Origin of the sequence: Maribellus sediminis, assembly GCF_011799805.1 — a bacterium.
GTDB classification, from domain to species: Bacteria; Bacteroidota; Bacteroidia; order Bacteroidales; family Prolixibacteraceae; genus Draconibacterium; species Draconibacterium sediminis_A.
In genome coordinates this window covers 654907-676554 of record NZ_WXUB01000002.1, presented here as the reverse complement: position 1 = coordinate 676554, position 21648 = coordinate 654907, and the positions used below count along the sequence as shown (strand labels likewise).

At 43.3% G+C, this 21648-nt stretch carries 12 protein-coding genes; all 12 read left to right on the top strand.

Translation table 11 applies throughout. From position 1 onward, the window contains the following. Window positions 1-38: 38 nt before the first annotated feature. Window positions 39-2093, top strand: coding sequence for a glycoside hydrolase family 5 protein (locus HFD85_RS09120; protein WP_240925026.1), 2055 nt, complete (start codon window positions 39-41; stop codon window positions 2091-2093). A gap of 17 nt (window positions 2094-2110) precedes the next feature. Beyond that, on the top strand, window positions 2111-2290 hold the full coding sequence (locus HFD85_RS09115) for a hypothetical protein (RefSeq protein WP_167608028.1): 180 nt from the start codon (window positions 2111-2113) through the stop codon (window positions 2288-2290). A gap of 30 nt (window positions 2291-2320) precedes the next feature. Further along, the gene (locus HFD85_RS09110) at window positions 2321-4798 is read left to right on the top strand and encodes a glycoside hydrolase family 31 protein (RefSeq protein ID WP_167608025.1); all 2478 of its coding nucleotides are present in this window, start codon (window positions 2321-2323) and stop codon (window positions 4796-4798) included. A gap of 17 nt (window positions 4799-4815) precedes the next feature. Beyond that, entirely contained in the window at window positions 4816-5379 is a 564-nt protein-coding gene (locus HFD85_RS09105) for a DUF3237 domain-containing protein (RefSeq protein WP_206081925.1), read from the top strand. Window positions 5380-5412: 33 nt separating this feature from the next. Next, complete coding sequence (locus tag HFD85_RS09100) at window positions 5413-6795, top strand: glycoside hydrolase family 43 protein (protein ID WP_167608022.1); 1383 nt, start codon at window positions 5413-5415, stop codon at window positions 6793-6795. Window positions 6796-7035: 240 nt separating this feature from the next. Next, window positions 7036-9123: a beta-galactosidase gene (locus tag HFD85_RS09095; RefSeq protein ID WP_167608020.1), complete on the top strand. Its 2088-nt coding sequence runs from the start codon at window positions 7036-7038 to the stop codon at window positions 9121-9123. Between the two features lie 22 nt (window positions 9124-9145). Then, on the top strand, window positions 9146-11545 hold the full coding sequence (locus tag HFD85_RS09090) for an alpha-L-fucosidase (RefSeq protein WP_167608017.1): 2400 nt from the start codon (window positions 9146-9148) through the stop codon (window positions 11543-11545). A gap of 42 nt (window positions 11546-11587) precedes the next feature. Beyond that, complete coding sequence (locus HFD85_RS09085; protein WP_167608014.1) at window positions 11588-13669, top strand: discoidin domain-containing protein; 2082 nt, start codon at window positions 11588-11590, stop codon at window positions 13667-13669. 16 nt (window positions 13670-13685) lie between these two features. Then, window positions 13686-16079, top strand: a complete 2394-nt coding sequence (locus HFD85_RS09080; RefSeq protein WP_167608011.1) for a glycoside hydrolase family 127 protein — start codon at window positions 13686-13688, stop codon at window positions 16077-16079. A 19-nt stretch (window positions 16080-16098) separates the two neighbouring features. Further along, window positions 16099-18495: an alpha-L-fucosidase gene (locus HFD85_RS09075; protein WP_167608009.1), complete on the top strand. Its 2397-nt coding sequence runs from the start codon at window positions 16099-16101 to the stop codon at window positions 18493-18495. Between the two features lie 6 nt (window positions 18496-18501). After that, entirely contained in the window at window positions 18502-20025 is a 1524-nt protein-coding gene (locus tag HFD85_RS09070) for a DUF5605 domain-containing protein (protein WP_167608006.1), read from the top strand. Window positions 20026-20043: 18 nt separating this feature from the next. Further along, complete coding sequence (locus HFD85_RS09065; RefSeq protein WP_167608003.1) at window positions 20044-21612, top strand: glycoside hydrolase family 43 protein; 1569 nt, start codon at window positions 20044-20046, stop codon at window positions 21610-21612. Window positions 21613-21648: the final 36 nt, after the last annotated feature.

Sequence of the window (21648 nt, the reverse complement as noted above, 5' to 3'; positions counted from 1 at the left end):
GGCTTGCCGGGGAAAATTCAAAAATTAATTATAAGACAATGAAGCAAATGAAATTTATTCTGAATTATAGTTTTCTCTTTTTAATTGTACTACAGTCTGTTCATGTAAAAGCGTGGGAGGGAATGCCGATGCCAAAACTCCATGTTGAAGGCCGATATTTAAAAGATTCTACAGGTCACATTGTGAACCTGCATGGATTTGCACAAACCTATTCGCCCTGGTTTAACGAGCGAAATACAAAATGGAGCAACTACGATGTGGAAGGATGTTTAAGCTACAACCAGGGAATTATTGACGGTATTTTAGAAGCCGGCTGGAAAATGAACTTTGTACGCTTACACATGGATCCGTACTGGAGCAATACGCCCGGCTGTACAGGGCGTTACGAAGGTGAAGAATGTTTTAGCGAAACGCGTTTTGTAAAATACCTCGACGAGGTTTTTGTACCCATGGCCGAATATGCGGTATCAAAGGGTTTGTATGTGGTTATGCGTCCACCCGGAGTAAGCCCCGAAAACATTGAAATTGGAGGTGTTTATCAGGAATACCTGCTTAAAGTTTGGGACATTGTTGCGCAACATCCTAAACTGAAAAGTAATCCCAACATCATGTTCGAGTTGGCCAACGAGCCTATTCATATCCTTGGCCCTGATGGAACATACGGATCAGGAACGCAGGGACATTTCGATAATCTGAAAACTTATTTTCAGGCCATTGTTGATACCATTAGAGCCAGTGCCGATAATATACTCTGGATACCGGGCCTGGGTTATCAGTCGCAATATTCGGGTTATGCTGTTAATCCGATCGAAGGCGATAATATTGGCTATGCGGTTCATGTTTATCCGGGCTGGTTTAACAGCGGAAACGGATACGAGCCTTTTCAAAGAGGATGGAACGAACAGGTTCAGCCGGTAGCCGACTTCGCGCCGGTAATGGTTACAGAAATGGACTGGGCTCCTGAAAAATACAATTCTTCGTGGGGTAAAGATATTACCGGTACTGCCGGAGGAGACGGTTTTGGTGCCAACTTTAAAAAAATAACCGATGAATGTGGCAACGTAAGCTGGCTGCTTTTTACCAGCCCCGATCTGCTCGACGATTTTACAGGAGTTGCCCCGGCAGATGGCGAAGCATATACTTTTTTGAACGATCCTGAAGCTTGCCCCTGGCCGATCTTCCACTGGTTTCAGGAGTATGCACAGGAGTATGATTTTGAAGGGGCAGCAGCCGACTATTTAGCGCTTACTGATCTGATTGTTGAAAATGGCGAGACTTTAACGGTGATGACTAGCAGTTCAACCAGCTTAACTGTAAACGCTGTTTTTGCCGACGGACACATTGAAAATATCAGCTCTGTTGCAGAATACTCGATTGACAATCCCGAGATTATACAGGTTTTAAGAGGACGAATTCATGCGTTTAAGGACGGCGAGGCGAGTATCGTTATTTCTTATACCGGGCCGGGCGGAAACAAAATGCAGGAGACCGTTCACGTAACCACAACAACATTTCCGCTTACCAATGAAGTATTTAATCCCGACATTTGGGAAAATGGCACTTTTGATGAAACCTCACACACGCTTATCACAGGTCAGTATGGTTTTGGTGGCTGGTACTATAATAACGGTGTCGATCTTTCTTATTATAAATATCTGGTAGTAAAAGTCGGAAACATAAATTCCTGTGGATTTTCATTCAGATTATACGATGAAAACAGCTACTGGACAAAACCCTCTATGTATGATGTTGATAACAGCGGACTACTTGTGGTTAAACTCAACGAAATGTACAAAGACGGGACAAATACCAAAATGGATCCTTCGCATATCTATTATGTTGGCTTCTGGTCGTATGGTGCTTGTCCGCTGGTTATCGACGAAATTTACCTTACGAACAACGATAATTATTCGAATCCTACAGGAATCAATGATTTTTTCAAAGTGGATTCAAAGCCGGAATTTGTTGATGTATATACGATTACAGGCGCCAGGTTACGTTCGAAGGTAAAAAGAACAGAAGCTACGCGAGGATTGCCCGAAGGAGTCTATATTGTTGGAAGAGAAAAAGTTATAGTTGTTGGAAAACACTAAGATCAGGAGAAGAAAGCATGCCGGAAGTATCGGAAAATAAAGGAATAGTCAAATCCCCCGGTTGGAAAAACATCATTCGTTTAATTGTTTTGATGGTTACAGGTACTTCCATGCAGTATCTGGTTGGTCGCAATCAGCAGGTGTTAAACGCTGAGGGAGTAAGTATTTCTCAGCAATCAAGGCTCAACTTAAGTTAAAGCAGAAATTTAAACTCTAAATTTATAAACATGAAACCTGGCAACTACCTATTGTTTTTAGTTCTTATCCTGGCTGTAAGCTGCAAGCCGCAGTCGTACGAAAAAACAGCCTCAGGAATAAAAGCGACCATTGATTCTACCGTCGTGCAGATTCAGTTTTATACGCCGGAAATTGTTCGGGTAATCAAATCGCTTCCGGGTGAAACGGTTGAGAAAAAGAGCCTTTCGGTCGTGAAAGAACCTGAAAACCTATCTTTCAGTGTATCCGAATCGGATAGTATTATCTCGCTGGTTAGCGAAGTGCTGGCTGTGAATTTGAATACAAAAACAGGTGCTGTGTCGTACGGGGCCGCAAACGGCAATGCCCTGCTGACCGAAAAGGAAGGAAGCACAGCTTTCACCCCGTTTAACGATGCCGGGAATGAAACGTATTCAGTTAAGCAATCGTTTTCTCTTGATCCCGACGAAGCCATTTATGGATTGGGAATTCTACAAAACGGAAAAATGTCGCAGCGCAATCAAAAGGTTCACATGGTACAGAACAACACCTGGGACTTTTCAACTTTTTTTCAATCGATGAAAGGATATGGATTATTCTGGGATAACTATTCGCCAACTGATTTTACCGATAATGAAGCCGGTACCGAATTCGCTTCAGTAGTAGGCGATTGCATCGACTATTATTTCATGTATGGTAAAAATGCCGACGGCGTGGTTGCCGAAATGCGCAACCTGACGGGTAAAGTGCCTATGTTTCCACTCTGGACCTATGGTTTTTGGCAAAGCCGCGAGCGCTACAAAACACAGGACGAAACAGTGGGCGTGGTTGAAAAATACCGCGAACTGGGTGTCCCACTTGATGGTATTATCCAGGACTGGCAGTACTGGGGCGACAACTACCACTGGAATGGCATGTCGTTTTTGAACCCTGGCTTCCCCAATCCGCAAAAGTTTGTTGACGACGTTCATAAGCTGAATGCTCACCTTATCATTTCAATTTGGTCGTCGTTTGGGCCCGAAACGCCGCAATACAAAGAATTAAAGGAAAAGAACATGCTGATGGATTTTCAAACCTGGCCGCAATCAGGAAAAGAAGCCTGGCCGCCGGATATGAATTATCCTTCAGGCGTTCGTGTGTATGATCCCTTCAATCCAGAGGCAAGAGATATTTACTGGCAATACCTTAACAACGGGCTTTTCTCGCTGGGCATCGACGGATGGTGGATGGACTCAACAGAACCGGACCACCTCGATTTTAAACCTGAAGATTTTGACAATAAAACCTATCTCGGATCATTCCGGAAAGTGCGCAATGCATTTCCGCTGGAAGCCGTAAAAGGGGTGTATGAGCACCAGCGAAAAGTGTCTTCCGATAAGCGAGTGTTTATCTTAACGCGTTCCGGTTTTGCCGGACAACAACGTTATGGTTCGAATGTCTGGTCGGGCGACCTTGGCTCATCCTGGAATTCATTACGGAATCAAATTCCTGCCGGTTTGAACTTTACCCTTACCGGTAACCCGAATTTCAACTCTGATATCGGTGGTTTTTTTGCAGGTGTCTACAACAAGTCGTGGAACGACGGAACAGCTTCTAAAAACCCGCTTTTTCAGGAATTATATGTACGCTGGATCCAATACGGAGTATTTACTCCAATGATGCGTTCGCACGGAACAGACTTGAAACGTGAGATTTATTACTTTGGCAAACAAGGCGAGCCAATTTACGATGCCATTGCAAGTGCCATCAACCTGCGTTATGCCTTGCTTCCTTATATTTATTCCACTTCATGGAATGTTACCAGCGATAACTCCAGTTTTATGCGTGCCTTGGTTATGGATTTCCCGGATGATAAAAAAGGTTGGAACATGGACAGCGAGTATATGTTTGGCCAATCCTTTCTTGTTGCACCTGTACTAAACGCGCAATACACACCTGAAAAAGTTGTGAAAGTGGATGAAGCAAGTGGCTGGAACAAAGGAAACGCCAAAACGAAAGATGGTTACCCGCTTGTTGATTTCACCGAGGTAAAATCATCGCCGGTTTATTTGCCGGCAGGTACTGCATGGTACGATTTCTGGACAAATGAAAAATTCTATGGCGGACAGGAAATATCGAAAGAAACAACCATTAACACCACTCCGCTCTACGTAAAGGCCGGAAGCATTATTCCTATTGGGCCAAAAGTACAATATGCAACCGAGAAGAAATGGGATAACCTGGAAATCCGGATATATGAAGGTGCCGATGGTGAGTTCACTTTGTACGAAGATGAGAACGATAACTATAACTACGAAAAAGGAGTGTATTCAACCATTCGCTTTAAGTGGAATGATGCAGAAAAAACGCTCACAATTGGCAAATGCAACGGTGAGTTTCCGGGAATGCTGACCAACCGGACATTCAACATAGTACTTGCCGCTAAAGACAAGGCTGCAGGTAAAGAAATTGTGAGTGATCCGGATAAAGCAGTGGCTTATTCGGGGGACGAGGTTGTTATCAAATTTTAATAAAGAAGAATAGTCAAATGGACTGTGTATATCAACGATATTGTTTAGGAACAGCGGTAATCCTGTTATTGCTATTCATCTCCACTAATGGTTTTGCTCAGAACAACAATCCTGAAAGCAGTGATGACATTTACCGTGATTTTAAAACCGAACTGATGTGGAAGGCCAATGTGAAAATCGGTACGATGATAAATGTTGGCGAAAGTAAACGCGGAACACGTCGCGTGATTCCTATCACCGGCGGCACATTTAGCGGGCCAAAAATAAAGGGTGAAGTTTTACCCGGCGGGGAAGACTGGCAATTGGTTCGTCCCGATGGCGATACCGAACTGTATGCCCGTTATTTGATGAAAACAGATGACGGCACAGTACTACAAATTTTAAACAAAGCATTAATTCATGTCCCTGCAAAAGGAGAAGATGGCGGCTTTTATGTGAAATCGGTTATCGACATTGAAGCGCCAATAGAAAGTTCATACGATTATTTAAACCACGCTATATTTTTAGGAACACTAGAAATGCCTCAGTTAAAACCCAACGAGGAGCCTTACGTGATAATTGGCGTTTACAAGGTGTTGTGAGCAAAGTTGGTATAGCCCGAAAAAGAAGTTAAAATGAAAAATGGACTTAAAATAGCTGCAATAATTGGAGGCATGGCGATGACCTTTACGGGGATTGCCCAAAAACCGATAATTCAAACCAAATACACTGCCGATCCGGCACCGATGGTTTACAACGACACGGTTTTTTTGTACACCACGCACGATGAGGACGATGCTTTTGGTTTTAAAATGTACGACTGGTTGCTCTACACTTCCACCGACATGGTAAACTGGACCGATCATGGAGCAGTAGCATCACTCGCTGATTTTAAATGGGTACCTTACGATAATGGCGCCTGGGCACCACAGTGTATCGAACGTGGCGGCAAATTTTATTTGTACTGTCCCATGCCCAACGGTGTAGGAATTGGTGTTTTGGTAGCCGACAGTCCGTACGGTCCTTTCAAAGACCCGATTGGGAAAGCTTTGATTCAAAACGGACCACAGGATATTGACCCGAGCGTTTTAATCGACGATAATGGACAGGCTTATATGTATTGGGGAAACCCAAATCTTTATTACGTGAAACTTAATGAGGATATGGTTTCTTATTCTGGAGAAATTGTTAAAGTTCCCGAACTGGCCAAAGTAAAAGGCCAGCCCGATCCGTTTCATTACCAGGAAGGACCGTGGGCATACAAACGCAACGGACATATTTACATGGCTTATGCATCTACCTGTTGCCCCGAAGGCATTGGTTACGCCATGAGCGACAGTCCGACCGGCCCCTGGGAATTCAAAGGCATGATCATGGACGGAAATCCCCGTTCGAACGGCAACCATCCCGGCATCATCGACTATAAGGGAAATTCCTACGTATTTGGCCTGAATTACGAAATCCTCAAACAAACCATGTCGAAACATTACGAAAGACGTTCTGTTGGCCTCGAAAAAATAACGTATAACGAAGACGGCACCATTCAGAAACTTCCGTTTTGGTCGAAAAATGTTGACCAGCTCGAACCGCTGAATCCTTACACACAAGTTCAGGCCGAAACCATGGCTTACAGCGAGGGACTCAAAACACAAAAAATTCAGGAATGGGAGCGCAACGTTTCGTGGAACAAGGGGAAATTACTGGCAGAACGAATGGTGGTAACTTCCATTCATAACGGCGATTATATTGAAGTAAAAGGTGTTGATTTTTCAAAAGGAGCATCGGGAATCGAAGTATGTGTGGCTGGAATTTATGGTGGAAAAATAGAAATCCACACCGATGAGATGAATGGCCCTGTTTTGGGAACGGTGGATGTAACCGCTTCTGCCGAAGGAGATATTTACAAAACAATAACAGCCCCGTTAAAGGATATCAAAGGTGTTCACGATGTATTTTTTGTATTCAGGGGAGAGAAAGATTTGTTCGGATTTGATTGGTGGAGATTGAATGCTGAATAGTACAAATATGATATGTACAGCAGACCTGGCAGATGAAAAGCGAATTGGTAATTCAATATAAAAGGATGAAATGCAAATGTTTTTAATTCGAAAATTGGCTTAGGACTTTGTCCTGGGAGAATTTAAAGCATTCTTTTCGATAAAAATTACTCGGGCAATTTTACTATTGCGCCTTATGAACCCGAGTTTATTGAAATTCGATAGCTAATCAATCAAACTTAAAAAGTAATAATACTTGCTATGAAAAAATATGTTTTACTGATTATAATGGCTTTTATGCTTTCGGTATTCAACTTGAAAGCACAAAGTTTAGATCAGTTCTTCCCGGAAGAAAAACTGATAACTACCGGAATGTATTATTATCCTGAACATTGGGACGAAAAACAATGGGAAAGAGATATCAAGCGGATTGCTGATATGGGTTATGAGTTTGTCCATCTGGCAGAATTTGCCTGGTTTAAAATGGAACCGGTTGAGGGGAATTTTGATTTTACCTGGCTTGACAATGTAGTAGCACTTTGCACTGAAAATAACCTGAAAATTGTGATGTGCACTCCTTCAGCAACCACGCCTGCATGGATGCGAATTAACTACCCGGAAACCTTCCGAATGGATGGAAATTACATTCGTGGCGAGAATGGTACACGTGGGTTAAATTCTCTTACCAATCCAAAATACCGGGAGTTTGTAAAAATTATTGTTACAAAACTTGCCGGGCGTTACGGTCAAAATGCAAATGTGATTGGGTGGCAAATCGATAACGAACCTCCGGCATTGGAGGATTATAGCCCCTCTTCACAAGAAGCGTTCAGAATATGGTTAAAAAACAAATACAAATCCATTGACGCATTGAATATGACATGGGGAACTGCATTTTGGAGCCAGCGGTTTAACAGTTTCGACGAAGTAATAATACCAAACACCAGTTTGGTGGGGTTGTGGGGAAATAATCCACACGCCTTACTTGACTTTAAAAGATACCTGGCTGATACTCAAGCTGAATTTCTTGATTTTCAGGCAGAAATATTGCGAGAGCATATTTTAGATAATCAATTTATTACCACAAATTATACGGCAAAATGCACCGGCTCCGACCCAAGACGAACCGAAAAACTTGATTTTGCAACCTATACAGCTTATCCAAATTACGGAAGTGATAACATTGGTGAAATTGGCTTTCGTTTAGGCGACAGTAAGGTTATCCTTTTTGCTTCGGAGTATTATAAATCTGTAGGTGGGGCAACCGGGGTTATGGAAATGCAACCCGGGCCGGTTAACTGGGGAGGATATAACCCATTGCTGCTTCCCGGTACGGTTCATATGTGGCTGTACCATAGCTTTGCTGCGGGCGGAAAACTGGCCTGTTCATACCGGTTTCGACAGATAAATTACAGTTCAGAGCAATACCACTCAGGCATTATGGAACCCGATGGCGTAACCCCATCGCCGGGAGGAGAAGATTACATGCAGTTTATGAAGGAGATTAATGAGCTTCGTAAACACTACAAATCTGATCAAAAAATGCCGGACGAGTTAGCCAATAAGTCAACGGCTATTCTCTGGAATTTAGAAAACTACTGGACAATCGACAGGCAAAAATTAACCTATCAGTGGGATACATGGAATTACCCGATTGATTTTCTTGAAATAACAAAGTCCTTAGGAGCTCCGACAGATGTAATTTCAGAAGAAACAGATTTTTCAAAATACAAATTTCTGATTGCCCCGGCTTACGATTTGGTTGATTCAGACCTGATAAATAAATGGAGGGACTATGTCTCGAATGGCGGGCACCTGATTTTAACCTGCCGTACTGCTACGAAAAATCGTGATGCGCGGATTTGGGAAGGCGATTGGGCAGCACCCATATCGGAACTTATTGGCGCAACAGTTGAATCGAAAGATATGCTATCGAATAATAAGAACGGAGATGTTGTAATGAAAAACTCGCATTACAACTGGAACAACTGGGCTGAACTGCTAAATCCTGATACGGATACCGAGGTACTGGCCGTTCATAATAACCAGTTTTACAAGGGAAAGGCTGCTGTGGTGCAAAATAAAATTGGAAAAGGCACGGTTACCTATATAGGAGTAAGTACCGACAATTTAAAACTGGAAAAGGATATTCTAAAAGACATTTACTCAGCATCCGGAGCATCCATTATGGACTACCCGCAGGGAGTTTATGTGTATTGGCGCGACGGTTTTTATATCGCTGTCAACTATTCCTCTGATACTTATTCAATGAATATTTCCGAATCGGCAAATATTGTTGTTGGAGAACGAGAATTAATACCTGCAGGAGTGTTGGTCTGGACCGAATAAAGCAAACAGTATGAACCTAAGTATGAAAATTAACAAACTGCTTTTTAAACAAACCGAAAGGTCTTACCCAGGCCATTTGGTGAAAAGCATAGTACTTACTGTTGGGTTCTTTCTTTTGTTATATTCTTCAATTTATGCCAATTCTGCTGAGAAACAAATCATTGAAGCAGAAAATGCAGTATTTGTCGGAGGGACAACGAAAGGTTTAGACGAAGCTGCTTCGGGAGGTCAGATTGTACGGTTAAATAAGCCGGGTGATGGTATTGAGTTATCGGAATTTCCGGCTGCAAACAAACTGGCTATCCGATATGCATCAGTTAAAGTTGGCACAATTAGCGTTTCGGTTAATAACCAACCTGAACGAAAGGTGAACGTTCATTCATCAGGGGCTTTTACGGGTTATTACATTTATGCTATAATCGACATTGCAATTCCGGAAAATTCAACATTGTCTGTTCGTATTAACTCCAACGATGTAGAAGTAAACCTTGACCATATTGTCGTAGGTGTTGGAGATTTAGGTCCGCCGCCGGATATATGGAATCTTCCGGCATTGTCAGTGGCCGAAGGCGACTATCCTGCCGACTGGGAAGGTATAAGTCGCAAGTACACTGTACCAGCCTGGTGGCGTGAAGCAAAATTTGGAGCATGGTCTCATTGGGATCCGCAGTCGATGCCTGAACAAGGTGACTGGTATGCACGTGGAATGTATATGCAGGGCAACAGACAATACAACTTTCATGTTGAAAATTTTGGGCATCCATCAGAATATGGATATAAAGAAATCTGCAGGAATTGGATTATTGATAAATGGAATCCTGAAGCCTTAATGGATTTATATGTTGAAATGGGCGCTCGTTATTTTATGGCAATGGGCGTACATCATGATAATTTTGATTGTTACGATTCAAAATACCAACCTTGGAATTCGGTAAATGTTGGTCCAAAGGTTGACATTGTCGGAACTTGGGAAAAAATTGCCCGTCAACATGGTTTACGCTTTGGTATTGGTTTTCATAACACGCCGGGGCGAACATGGGGACAGTTTATGACGGTACGTTACACCAGTGACAGAAGTGGTACTATGGAAGGTGTTTCATACGATGCGCTTCACACCATAGCCGATGGTAAAGGTCTTTGGTGGGAAGGCTTGGATCCGGTTGGCCTTTACGGTCCGGCTCATGATAAAAATGATCCCTTGCATTCGCCGTTTGCTAACCAGTTTATGTGGCGAATTGATGATGCAATCAGCAAATATCATCCGGACATGATTTATTTCGATGAACATGCCGGTGATTCGCAGGTAGATTTAGGCGTACAAATGGGATTGGGATTTCTTGCACCTCAATTAATCGCAAATTACTATAATAAATCACTGCAATGGAATAATGGGAAAATGGATGTAGTTATTAACCTTAAAGGAGTGGGAGGGCGTTATAACAGCTTTCAAAACAATCCTGACCTATTGCCATTTGTTGACCGTGCCCTTGTTAAAAGTACCGAGAAAGTTATTGAGCCTGAAATCATGGCTTATCCATTTCAAACCGAAACCAGCATTGCCGAATGGCACTACCAAACAGGACAAGAATACATGGATGCAAAAGAAATAGTTGAATTGCTGATGGAGAATGTTTCACGGAATGGTACGATGCTGCTGAATCTCACCCAGCATGGTCGCGGTGATCTTGATCCTGAAGTAATTCGTATAGCAAAGGACGTTGGCGCATGGTTGAAAGTTAATGGCGAAGCCGTTTACGGATCCCGTCCTTTTGAGTTGTGTACAGAAAGCAGCGTCAGATTCACACGGAACAATGGCTATGTTTATGCAACTGTTTTAGATTGGAAGGACAGTACAATTACCATTAATGCGCTTAGCACCGGAGGACACACATTGGGTAAAGTCACCAAAGTTGAAATGCTTGGTGCTGATGTAACAATGAATTTCACTCAGGATGAAAACGGGTTGACAATAGTACCCGAAGGTAAAGTACAGCCATTGCCGAATATTGAAAATGAGTTACTTGCAACGCAAAGTCGTGTTTTACGCATTACACACGATAAAGGCTGGTTCAATGATGATGATCCGCGTGTATCAGCTCCTGGTTGGTTTCGTGTTTGCAACCTCGAAACAGGCGATTATAACAATGACCTAACCATTAGCGAAACGACTGGTAATGTTTGGAGTTGTTCTTTTACTGGAAGCTATATTGCCGTCATTTCTCCAAAAGAAACAGGAGCCGGTAAAATGGAGATTCAGATTGACGGGATAAGCCGGGCAAGAATTGATTTGTCGATTACAGGAGAACGAATGCCCCAACAAATAGTCTTTGAAAAAACTGACCTTACTGAGGATAATCATACTGTCAAAATTATCCATAGTGGCAATGGGAAAATAGCAATAGATGCACTTGTATTAGATTGATAAATAAGTCGATAAAAAATAGTTGAATAAAAAGTAAATACAATGAACAGATTCTTATTATTTGGAATTATCGTGCTCATTAGTTTCATAAACTATAGCTGCAACAAGGTTCAACCACCGGCACCCATCGGCCCAACGCCATCCGAAAACCAGATGCGCTGGCAGGAAATGGAATACTATGCTTTTATCCATTTTTCGTTGAATACCTACACCGACCAGTCGTGGGGATTTGGAGATGAAGACGTAAGCCTTTTTAATCCCGAAAAACTGGATACCCGCCAGTGGGCGCGTATTTGCAAAGAAGCCGGAATGAAAGGTATTATTGTTACTGCCAAACACCACTGCGGATTTTGTTTGTGGCCAACAGAAACAACGGAGTATTCAGTAAAAAATGCGCCATGGAAAGATGGCAAAGGTGATGTGATTCAGGAACTGGCCGATGCCTGCGAAGAATACGGACTCAAATTGGGTATTTATGTATCGCCATGGGATAGAAATAATCCGGAATACGGAAAGCCTGAATACATTACCATTTTCAGAAATCAAATAAAAGAAGTACTGACCAATTATGGTGATATTTTTGAAATTTGGTTTGATGGAGCCAACGGTGGTACCGGCTATTATGGTGGAGCCAATGAAAACCGTAAAATCGACCGTACTACATACTACGACTGGCAACCAACCTATAAAATGATTCGAGAATTACAACCAAACATTGTAATCTGGAACGACGGTGGCGACCGTGCCGACCTGCGTTGGGTTGGTACAGAAGGCGGCTGGATTGGCGAAACCAACTGGAGTTTGCTGGATAGTACAGGCGAGGTGCCTTTCGAGATGTTACATTATGGTGTGGAAAACGGAAATGCCTGGGTGCCGGGCGAAGTAAATACTTCCATTCGCCCCGAATGGTTTTATCACCCCAGCGAGGACACCAAAGTAAAAACCTTGCCACAATTGATGGATACCTATTACAAGTCAATTGGACGGAACGCTACTTTTTTACTGAATTTTCCAATCAGACCAAATGGATTAATCGATGAACGTGATGAAAAAGCAGCACTTGATCTTGCTGAAGCCGTAAAAGAAGTATTCGATGAAAACCTGGTTAAAAATGCCAAAGCTGAAGCCTCTAATGTACGTGGTAAAAGCCGTAAATTTGGAGCAGAAAATGCTATCGATTCCGATAAAAATACATACTGGACTACCGATGATGAGGTAAAAACAGCCTCGCTGACCATCGATTTTGGCGAAGCAAAAACCTTTAATCGCTTTATGGCCCAGGAATACATTCGTTTGGGACAACGGGTTAAGTCGTTTACCATAGAGGCGCTGGTTGATGGCGAGTGGAAAGAACTGGATAAGCAAACCACAATTGGCTACAAACGTATTCTTCGTTTCCCAACGGTTAAGGCAACAAAACTTCGTTTAAACATAACCGATTCTAAAGCTTGTCCGTTAATTTCAAACATTGGAGTTTACGATGCGCCACAAATTCTGACACCACCAACTATTATTCGGGATCAGTCGGGCACAGTCAGCATTATTCCTGCCGATACCGAATCGGAAATCTATTATACACTCGATGGTACAACACCCGACAGTAACTCAACAAAATACAAGGAGCCAATTCAAACTGAAGGAAAAATAAAAGTAAGCGCTATTGCCTTTGAAGCATCATCGGGAAAAAGCAGCACCGCAACAACAGAAGAGTTTGACCTTTCGCGTAAAAACTGGAAAATAATCAGTACTGACGACGAAAAAGCCTACGCCATTCTCGATGGTAACCAGGCGACTGCATGGCACCAGCCTCGCCAAATCAAATTACCTTCTGATCTGGTTATCGATCTTGGCGATGATCTTGAACTCACCGGGTTCAGGTATTTCCCCGACCAAACTTTATGGGGCCCGGGTATTATTACAGATTACCAATTCTTTGTTTCATCCGACAATAAAAAATGGAAACTGGTTAGTGAAGGTGAGTTCTCCAATATTAAAAACAATCCATTGTGGCAAGCTAAAAACTTCGAGCCCGCAAAAGCCCGTTACATTAAGCTACGCGCACTAAAAAATACCGAAGGAAACAATAACATCTGCTATGCCGAATTCAATATCATAACCAACTGAATTTAATAAACTTACTATGAATAAACTTATTTATCTTTCTCTGATTACTACTTTTGTTCTTGCCGCGAGCATGTATTCCGGCGCACAAAATAAATTGTACCCAAACGAATTTCCATTAAGCGACGTTCAACTGCTTGATGGCCCGTTTAAAAAAGCGCGCGACCTGAATATAGAAGTTTTGTTACAATACGATGTAGATCGTTTTCTGGCACCATACCGTAAGGAAGCCGGGTTGGAACCTCGCAAACCAACCTATCCGAACTGGGACGGATTAGACGGCCATGTTGGCGGTCATTACCTATCGGCTATGGCAATGAACTACGCCGCAACAGGTAACAAAGAGTGCAAGCGCCGGATGGATTATATGTTGAAAGAATTAAAAGAATGCCAGGAAGCCAATGCGGTAAATAACCCCGAATGGGGTATTGGTTATGTCGGCGGTTTCCCGAATAGCGCCAAACTTTGGTCAACGTTCAAAAAAGGCGATTTTGGAGTGTATTTTGGTTCGTGGGCGCCTTTTTACAACCTGCATAAAATGTATGCCGGTTTGCGCGATGCATGGCTTTATGGCGAAAGTGAAGAGGCCAAAGACCTGTTTCTGAAGTTTTGCGACTGGGGAATCGATCTGACAGCAGATTTGTCGGACGAGCAGATGGAAACAATGCTGGGTATGGAACACGGTGGCATGAACGAAGTTTACGCGGATGCCTACCAGATTACCGGTGATGAAAAATACCTGACTGCCGCAAAACGTTATTCGCATCGAAAATTTTTGGAGCCCTTGTCGCACGATATCGACAACCTTGATAACCAGCATGCAAATACGCAGATCCCCAAATTTATTGGTTTCGAGCGCATTGCCGAGCTTGCTGATGATGAGCAATACCTGGAGGCAGCACGCTTTTCATGGGAAACCATTACCCAAAACCGTTCGCTGGCATTTGGAGGAAACAGCCGCCGAGAGCACTTTCCAAGCGAAAGTTCGTGTATCGATTTTGTACATGTAAACGACGGGCCTGAGTCCTGTAACTCGTATAACATGCTCAAACTTACTGAAGATTTATTCCGTGTTTATCCCGAGGCCAAATATGCTGATTATTACGAACGTACGATGTTCAACCATATTCTTTCATCACAACATCCCGAGCACGGTGGCTATGTTTATTTTACTCCGGCGCGGCCACGACATTACCGTGTTTATTCGGCGCCAAACGAGGCCATGTGGTGTTGCGTAGGAACCGGAATGGAAAACCACGGGCAGTACAACCGTTTTATTTACACCCATGCTGATGATGACTTGTACCTGAATTTGTTTGTGGCTTCGGAACTCAACTGGAAAGAAAAAGACATTCAGCTAAAACAGGAAACAACGTTTCCTTATTCAGAACAAACAAAACTCACCATTACAAAAGGTAATTCAGACTTCAATTTAAAAGTAAGATACCCGGCTTGGGTAAAAGAAGGAGCACTAAAAATTAAGGTAAATGGCGAAGCGGTTGAATATACCGAACGTCCTTCGTCTTACATCAATATTAACCGAACATGGAAAAAGGGCGATAAGGTGGTAATTGAATTGCCTATGCAAAGTACCATCGAGCATTTACCAAATGTGCCCGAATACATTGCTTTTATGCACGGGCCAATTTTGCTGGGAGCACAAACCGGAACCGAAGATTTAAGGGGATTGATTGCTGACGATGGCCGCTGGGGACAATATTCGAGTGGCGAATATTTGCCGGTTGATAAAGCACCGATCCTGGTGGAAGACGATATGGAGAACCTGGGCGACAAACTGGAGCCGATTGAGGGGAATCCGCTTCATTTTAAGCTGAATGTGAAGATGGTGAATCCAATGGATTTGACGCTTGAGCCGTTCAGCCAGATTCACGATTCGAGGTACATGATGTACTGGCTGGCTTTAACCAACGATGGCTATCAGGCTTATGTGGACTCGCTTGCAGCTAACGAACAGGCAAAACTGGCCATCGAAAAAAGAACCGTTGATTATGTAGCCACCGGCGAACAACAGCCTGAAACCGACCATGCCATGCAACAGGAACGATCAAGATCGGGAAATAACCAAAACGAATTCTACCGCGAGGCTTTTGGCGGAGGTTATTTCAGTTATGATTTGGCAACCAACTCCGAAACGAACCTGAGTTTGTTCGTGCGTTACTGGGGAGCAGAGTGGGGAGGCCGCAAATTCAATATTTATATCGACGATGAAAAACTGGTAACCGAAGACAATACCAGGCGTTGGGAGATTTCAGCCTTACAGGATATCGTGTATCCGATCCCCAGTTCGATGGTTGAAGGCAAAAGCAGTGTGAGAATAAAGTTTGAAGCGCTTCCCGGAAATACGGCTGGCGCTGTGTATGTCGTTCGCTTGTTACGTGCTGAAAAAAACTAAACCAATATAAACGGTAACTATGAAATGGAGTAACATTCCCGTATTGTTAGTATTCATTGCAATACTGATAAGTTGTTCCGAACAAACGCAAGACAAAACGCCTTACGAGAACAATTTTGAATCGCTGGAGCAAGCCAATCCGGTTCCTGAATGGTTTAAAGATGCCAAGTTTGGGATTTACTTCCATTGGGGCGTTTACACCGTTCCGGCCTTTGCCAACGAGTGGTATCCGCGCAACATGTATATTGACGGAACTTCTGAAAATCGACACCACAAGCAGGTTTATGGAGATCCTGCAAGCTGGCCATACAATAATTTCATTACCGGAGCCAACGACAAACAGGGGAATTTTGTAAAGTTCGAACCTAAACTGAAATCGGAAGGTGGCAGTTTCGACCCGCAGGAATGGGCACAGCTTTTTGCCGACGCAGGTGCAAAATTTGCCGGTCCGGTAGCCGAGCACCACGACGGATTTTCGATGTGGGCCAGCAAGGTAAATCCATGGAATGCCAAAGACAAAGGTCCGCAGCTCGATTTGGTAGGCTTACTAACCGATGCCATCCGCGAACAAAACATGAAAGTGATCCTGTCGATGCATCATGCCTACAACATTACGGGGTTTTACGATCATGTTCCTGAAATGGAAGATCCGGAACTGAAGATTCTCTACGGTCAGCAGGGTAAAGAAAAAAACGAAGAACTCTGGCTGGCCAAACACAAAGAGATTATTGATGATTACCGGCCCGATATTATCTGGCAGGATTTTAACCTTCACAAAATTTCGCAACCTGTGCTTTTGCAGTTTCTGGCCTATTATTACAACCAGGCCAACAGCTGGGATAAAGAAGTGGTAGCTACTTACAAAGATGGCTTGAACACAAAATGTGCAGTGCTCGATTACGAACGAGGAGGCCCGGTTGATATTACCGATAACTACTGGTTAACCGACGATGCCATTAGTTCGTCGAGTTGGTGTTACACCGAAGGAATTGGTTACTATTCCGAAAAACAAGTTCTGCATGGTTTTTTAGACCGGATCAGTAAAAATGGCAATTTATTACTGAACCTTTCTCCCAAAGCTGATGGTACAATCCCGCAGGAGCAAAAAGATATTTTGCATGCAATGGGCAATTGGCTTAAAAAGTATGGCGAAGCAGTTTATGCAACCCGCGCTTGGGACAAATATGGCGAAGGACCTACAAAAATGGGGGCCGATCATGGCGTATTTATGGAACCGGCTGCCGGAACTGCTGCCGATATCCGCTACACACGCTCGAAGGACAATTCTACACTTTATGCCATTCTTTTAGGCTGGGATGAAGGACAGAAGAATGTCCTGCTCGGGGCTTTGGCTTCCGGTCGGATTGATTTAAGTTCCCTGACATCGGTTGAATTGATCGACAACGAAGCCGGAACATACAAGACGTTGAGCTACAGGCAGAATGAAAATGGATTGGAGGTGGAGCTTCCGGAAAAATCTTTTATAGAATTGGCTTATGTTCTTAAGCTCAGTTTTGCAGACGAAATTCCGGAGTATAACAATTATGTAAATTTTAATACTTCGCCACATTACTTCCTGATACCCGGAAATAACAAAGGAACGCTGTTGCTCAATGCCGAATTAAAACTTGGCAGCGCACGAAGAGATGCTGCCAGTCAGTGGAAATTGGAACAAGTAGGAAACGGACTTTATCTAATCCTCAACCGCGAAAATCCTGAAAAAGCATTGGAATGTACGGTTGAAGACACACTCAAACTGGCTGATTTGTCGAAAAACGAAAACCAGGTATGGAAAATTCACGATGCACACAGCGGTTATTTTACAATTACAAACCAACAATTTCCCGGAAAAATTCTGGGAATAAATGGCGAATTGGCCGAAGGAGCGGGGGCTGCAATCTTTGATCTGGGGAACAATCGTTTTAAATGGCAATTAAAAGAAGTCTGCGAAACCGAACAAGCGGCTTACAAACCACATACAATTCCCGGAACAGTTGAGGCCGAGGATTACGATATCGGATGCCCCGAAGATGCGTATCACGATTCGGAAGAAAGAAACCAGGGAGGCAAGTACCGTCCGGAAGAAGCTGTGGATATCGATGTTTGCGAAGGTGGTTATGCAGTGGGCTGGACCAGTGGCGGAGAATGGCTGGTTTATACGGTTTATGTTGAAAAATCGGCCAGCTACACGGTGAAATTAAATGTTAGTACCAATTCCGATCAGGCGAAAATGCGGCTTGAATGTGATGGCAAGGATAAAACCGGGAGTATTTCAGTACCCAATACCGGAGGATTTCAGAACTATCAGGAAATAAACAAAACTATTGATCTGGACGCCGGTGAGCATCTGCTGAAAGTAGTTATTGAATCCGGGCCTTTTAACCTCGATAAAATGGTTTTCGAAAAAGTAAAATAGAATGTTATGGACAAAAAAATCATTCTTCTTGTCTTTTCTCTCCTAAACAGTGTATTGCTTTTCGGACAACCGGAAGTTGAACAATGGAAAGTCTTCGAAGTAAGTCTGAAAGGGCCTGCCGATGGAAATCCTTTTGTGGACGTAAAATTGACGGGACAATTTGTATGGGAGAGTGATACGGTAACCGTTTCCGGTTTTTACGATGGCGACGGTATATATAGAATCCGTTTTATGCCGCATAAAGTGGGAGAATGGAAGTATAGTACCAGCAGCAACATAAAAAAACTCGATCGTAAAAAAGGAAGTTTTTCCTGTTTACCGGCCACCGGAAGTAACCACGGACCCGTGGCAGTTAAGGATACTTTTTATTTTGCTTATGCCGATGGCACTCCTCACCACTCATTCGGAACAACCTGTTACGCCTGGGTGCATCAGGGCGACAGTTTAGCCGAACTGACACTTAAAACATTGTCGGAAGGCTATTTCAATAAGATGCGCATGTGCATTTTCCCAAAAAGTTACGACTGGAACAACAACGAACCGTTGTATTACCCCTTTGAAGGAACACCCCTGAAAAACTGGGATTACAGCCGGTTTAATCCTAATTACTTTCAAAATATCGAAAAGCGAATCGTACAGCTCGATTCGCTGGGAATTGAAGCCGACCTTATTATTTTTCATCCTTACGATCGCTGGGGATTTGCACATTTAAGCCGCGAGGTGGAAGACCGCTACATCGAATACATTATCGCCCGGTTTTCAGCATACAAAAATGTGTGGTGGAGCATGGCGAACGAATACGATTTTATGCGCGACAAAACATTAAACGATTGGGAACATTACATTGATAAGTTTGCCTCAACCGATCCTTTTCATCGCCTCATTGGCATCCATAACGGAGTTAGAATTTACGATCATACCAATCCAAAACTCACGCATGCTAGTATTCAAAACGAAGATACCTACCGGGCAAAAGAGTTAAGGTTGAAGTTTAAAAAACCGGTGGTGTACGACGAGTGCCGCTACGAAGGAAACATTCCGTGGTCGTGGGGAAATTTAACTGGCGAATCACTAACCCTGAAATTCTGGCGGGGGGTTACCAATGGCGGATACGTAGGACACGGAGATACCTATGTAACAGAACAGCCTATTGGTTTTCCAAATGAATCGTCGGATGTATTGTGGTGGTCGAAAGGTGGTGTTTTACGGGGCACAAGTCCCGAAAGGATTAAGTTCCTTCGCGGAATTCTGGAACAGGCACCCCCTCAAATGAAACCCGTTCCGCTTTTTACCTGGATGCCGTTTTCGTGCATTGGAGTGGCAGGTGAATACTACCTCGGCTATTTAAACGACGCACAACCACGAAGCATGGTAATCGATTTACCAAAAGATGCCTTTTTTCAGGTTGAGGTAATCGACACCTGGAACATGACAATTACGCCCCTGCAAAAGAAATTTACGGGGCACAGTTTAATTGAACTGCCTGCCAAGCCTTATATGGCACTGCGAATTACAAAAACAGAACAATAAAAACAAAAACGCAATAAAATGAAGAATCATTCTTATTTACTGATTGCTCTGCTGCTGTTTGTTATTTCAACCAGCCAGGCACAAAAAGCTACCAATCCCATTATTTATGCCGATGTACCCGATATGTCGATGATACGTGTGGGCGACAATTATTACATGAGCAGCACTACCATGCACATGGTGCCGGGTGTGCCCATCATGAAATCGAAAGACCTGGTAAACTGGGAGATGGTGAGTTACGCTTACGATAGGCTGGCAGACAATGATGCCATGAATCTCGATAACGAAAAACGCGCCTATGGAAAAGGATCGTGGGCGAGCTCTATCCGTTACCACAACAACATGTATTATGTGTCAACCTTTTCGAGCACAACCGGTAAAACATATGTTTTCTCAACAAAAGACATTGAAAAAGGCGAATGGAAACGACACGAGTTTTCTCCGAGTTTGCACGACAACACCTTGTTTTTCGACGACGACGGCAAAATTTATATGATTTGGGGAGCCGGAAGATTAATGATTGCTGAACTGGAACCTGATTTTTCGGGTGTTAAGGAAGGAACCGAAAAAGTGTTGATAGAGAACTCCAGTGCACCGGCTGGCGAAAGGATTATGCTGCCTGCCGAAGGCTCGCAGTTGTTTAAAGTAAATGGAAAATACTACCTGTTTAACATTACCTGGCCACGAGGCAGTATGCGTACGGTTGTTATTCACCGGGCCGATAATATTAATGGTCCTTGGGAAGGCCGCCTGGCATTGCAGGATAAAGGTGTAGCACAAGGCGGATTGATCGATACGCCGGATGGAAAATGGTTTTCATTTCTTTTCCGTGATAACGGATCAGTAGGTCGTATTCCATACCTGGTGCCTGTAACATGGGAAGACGGCTGGCCTGTTTTGGGTGTAGATGGTAAAGTTCCCGAAACGCTGGATTTGCCGGCAAGCAAAGGTTTAATCCCCGGAATTGTAAACTCCGATGAATTCAATCGCAAGAAAAAGGATGCAGATCTACCGCTGGTTTGGCAGTGGAATCACAACCCGGTTAACGAGCTTTGGTCGGTGCGCGACAGAAAAGGTTATTTACGCCTGACCACCGGCCGTGTTGACGAAAGTTTTGTGTATGCCCGAAACACCCTTACTCAGCGAACTTTTGGCCCGGTAAGTTCGGCCAACACTTTAATGGATGCTTCGAATATGAAAGATGGCGATTTTGCCGGATTCTGCGCCTTGCAACGAAAGTATGGTCAGGTGGGAGTGAAGATGACTGGTGGAAAGAAATTCATTTGCATGATCAGCAACGAAACCGATACCCCGGTTGAAATGGAAAGTCTTCCGTTAACACAAAACGAAGTGTACTTTAAAATCGACTGCGATTTCCGCGACAGAAAAGATATTGCCCGGTTTTACTACAGTCTCGACGGAAAATCATGGACAGCAATTGGCGGTCCGCTAAAAATGGAATATACACTTATGGAACATTTTATGGGTTACCGTTTCGGGCTGTTTAACTACGCCACCAAAAGTACAGGCGGTTATGTCGATTTTGATTATTTCAGAATCAGCGACAAGATTTCAGAAATGGACTAAAAAGACAGAAATCTAATTATCAAACTAAATCAAAAA

Coding starts and splice junctions, on each gene's coding strand:
- HFD85_RS09080 (WP_167608011.1), top strand. CDS start 13,686: ATGAATAAACTTATTTATCTTTCTCTGATTACTACTTTTGTTCTTGCC.
- HFD85_RS09110 (WP_167608025.1), top strand. CDS start 2,321: ATGAAACCTGGCAACTACCTATTGTTTTTAGTTCTTATCCTGGCTGTA.
- HFD85_RS09100 (WP_167608022.1), top strand. CDS start 5,413: ATGAAAAATGGACTTAAAATAGCTGCAATAATTGGAGGCATGGCGATG.
- HFD85_RS09065 (WP_167608003.1), top strand. CDS start 20,044: ATGAAGAATCATTCTTATTTACTGATTGCTCTGCTGCTGTTTGTTATT.
- HFD85_RS09120 (WP_240925026.1), top strand. CDS start 39: ATGAAGCAAATGAAATTTATTCTGAATTATAGTTTTCTCTTTTTAATT.
- HFD85_RS09115 (WP_167608028.1), top strand. CDS start 2,111: ATGCCGGAAGTATCGGAAAATAAAGGAATAGTCAAATCCCCCGGTTGG.
- HFD85_RS09070 (WP_167608006.1), top strand. CDS start 18,502: ATGGACAAAAAAATCATTCTTCTTGTCTTTTCTCTCCTAAACAGTGTA.
- HFD85_RS09105 (WP_206081925.1), top strand. CDS start 4,816: ATGGACTGTGTATATCAACGATATTGTTTAGGAACAGCGGTAATCCTG.
- HFD85_RS09090 (WP_167608017.1), top strand. CDS start 9,146: ATGAAAATTAACAAACTGCTTTTTAAACAAACCGAAAGGTCTTACCCA.
- HFD85_RS09075 (WP_167608009.1), top strand. CDS start 16,099: ATGAAATGGAGTAACATTCCCGTATTGTTAGTATTCATTGCAATACTG.
- HFD85_RS09085 (WP_167608014.1), top strand. CDS start 11,588: ATGAACAGATTCTTATTATTTGGAATTATCGTGCTCATTAGTTTCATA.
- HFD85_RS09095 (WP_167608020.1), top strand. CDS start 7,036: ATGAAAAAATATGTTTTACTGATTATAATGGCTTTTATGCTTTCGGTA.